The 1,660-nt window shown below is 30.7% G+C and carries 2 protein-coding genes; both read right to left on the reverse strand.

The features are described 5' to 3' along the window. Positions 1-312 precede the first annotated feature (312 nt). On the reverse strand, positions 313-786 hold the full coding sequence (locus I5M07_RS15925) for a hypothetical protein (protein WP_200107439.1): 474 nt from the start codon (positions 784-786) through the stop codon (positions 313-315). Positions 787-962: 176 nt separating this feature from the next. Beyond that, positions 963-1,559: a hypothetical protein gene (locus I5M07_RS15930; protein ID WP_200107440.1), complete on the reverse strand. Its 597-nt coding sequence runs from the start codon at positions 1,557-1,559 to the stop codon at positions 963-965. Positions 1,560-1,660 lie beyond the last annotated feature (101 nt).

Here is a 1,660-nt window from a genome sequence, read left to right on the forward strand (position 1 = left end):
GGCTTTATCAGGCTTGTAGTACTGCAAAAATTAGCTTTTTTTGAGGAAGAAACGAGGTTTTTTCACAGCCTGACGTTTTGCCGCTACAAGCGGTTTGCGGGTTTTGAAACTGAGTATTTTCTGCTTAACGAAAATAGTGTTTAAAAACGATAATTCCACTAAATCCGCAAATCGATTGTAACGGCTGTTAGGCGGCGTTGCGACACGTAAGATTGGCAAGTATTGAAATTCGACAATATTTGGCTAACCGATTTCAATATTAATTTCTGTTTTAAAATTTGATTTTCTTGCTCCTTATTTTTTTAGACGTTTTTATATTTTGTTTTTACACATCAAGTATTTACAAATTTCCTCTTTCTTCTCAATAATAATCTTGTCTCTTTGTAATGTTTCAAGCGTATCTGGCGGTTCCAGTTCCATACTCGGTAAATTATTGTCTGCACGATATTTGATTATTTGTTGTAAAAATTTGTCAATTATTTTTTTATCAATTTCTGAAATATTTTTTTGGTTGAAATTAGTGATTCCTAATATCCAAACATCTGTATATTCCTGTTTTGCTTTGTATAAAACTGATAATTTATCAAAAAGTTCGAATGATAAATCTTTATTTGTTAAAATGACTAAAGTCGGCCTCAAAGCACTATAACTTGAACAAGCAAATTGGTATGTTGCATATGCTTTTCCATCAAGCTCACGATAGTGGTCAGAAATCTCGATACTAACATTTTGGCCAAAAGAAATTTGGAATTGAAAAATCAAACAGATAAATAATACTTTTTTCATAGTTGTTTTTTAAGTCCAATTAGGGAACAATGACGCCTAACGTTCTCGCGCTACAAGCAGTTTGGGATTAAATTAAGCCTTATCTTCGGATTTGCCAAATCTTCCAAATACAAACCAATTTTTCCATTAAGCCAAATCCCCAAATTGCTTGTAGCGTGTGTTACCAGCTGTTTTTTTTATTCTATTATTGGACAATTAATTTCATAAGGTTCTTTTGGGAAACCATATAAAATTATCTTTTGTCTGTCAACATATTTTATAGGAATTAGTTTGTCAAGAGAATTGTCTATATAAAGTGAAACAAATAGCGTTTCATTTAGTTTTTCAAGTACAATTCTACTTCCTTCTTTATTCAAACGTTTGTTTATTTCTTGTATAACTGGCGAGTCCAAAACCTCATTGAATCTAAGATTCTTTTTTTCTCCATTCCAATTAAACTCAAACTTTAAATTCTGAATTTCACTTTCTGTTAATTCGGTTTCTGTTGCTTTTAGTTTTTCGTAATCATTTTCGAATATACAATCTTCAGTTATAGACTTTTCATCACTCAAAACTTTGTGAATTTTTCCATTTCTGTAAAATCTAATTCGATTTTGATTTACAAATTTATGTTCTGTTTTGCTTAGCTTTTCGTTTCTGTTTTCGTTTTTTATTAGACAGATTTCATCAGTTTTTTCAACGACAAAATAATCAATGACATCTTCATCAATCTGAATAATCTCTGATTTTCCGTAATGATCTGGAGTTTTAATAAAAAGCCAATTTTCTTTCATATGTGATTCTGTAAAATAGCTGGTAACGTCAGACTGTGAAAAAACGCCACCGCCTGCAAAACAAATATAGATTTTTATTTATCTCATAGGGATAAAAATCG

It is taken from the genome of Flavobacterium agrisoli, from assembly GCF_016522065.1.
Taxonomy (GTDB): domain Bacteria; phylum Bacteroidota; class Bacteroidia; order Flavobacteriales; family Flavobacteriaceae; genus Flavobacterium; species Flavobacterium agrisoli.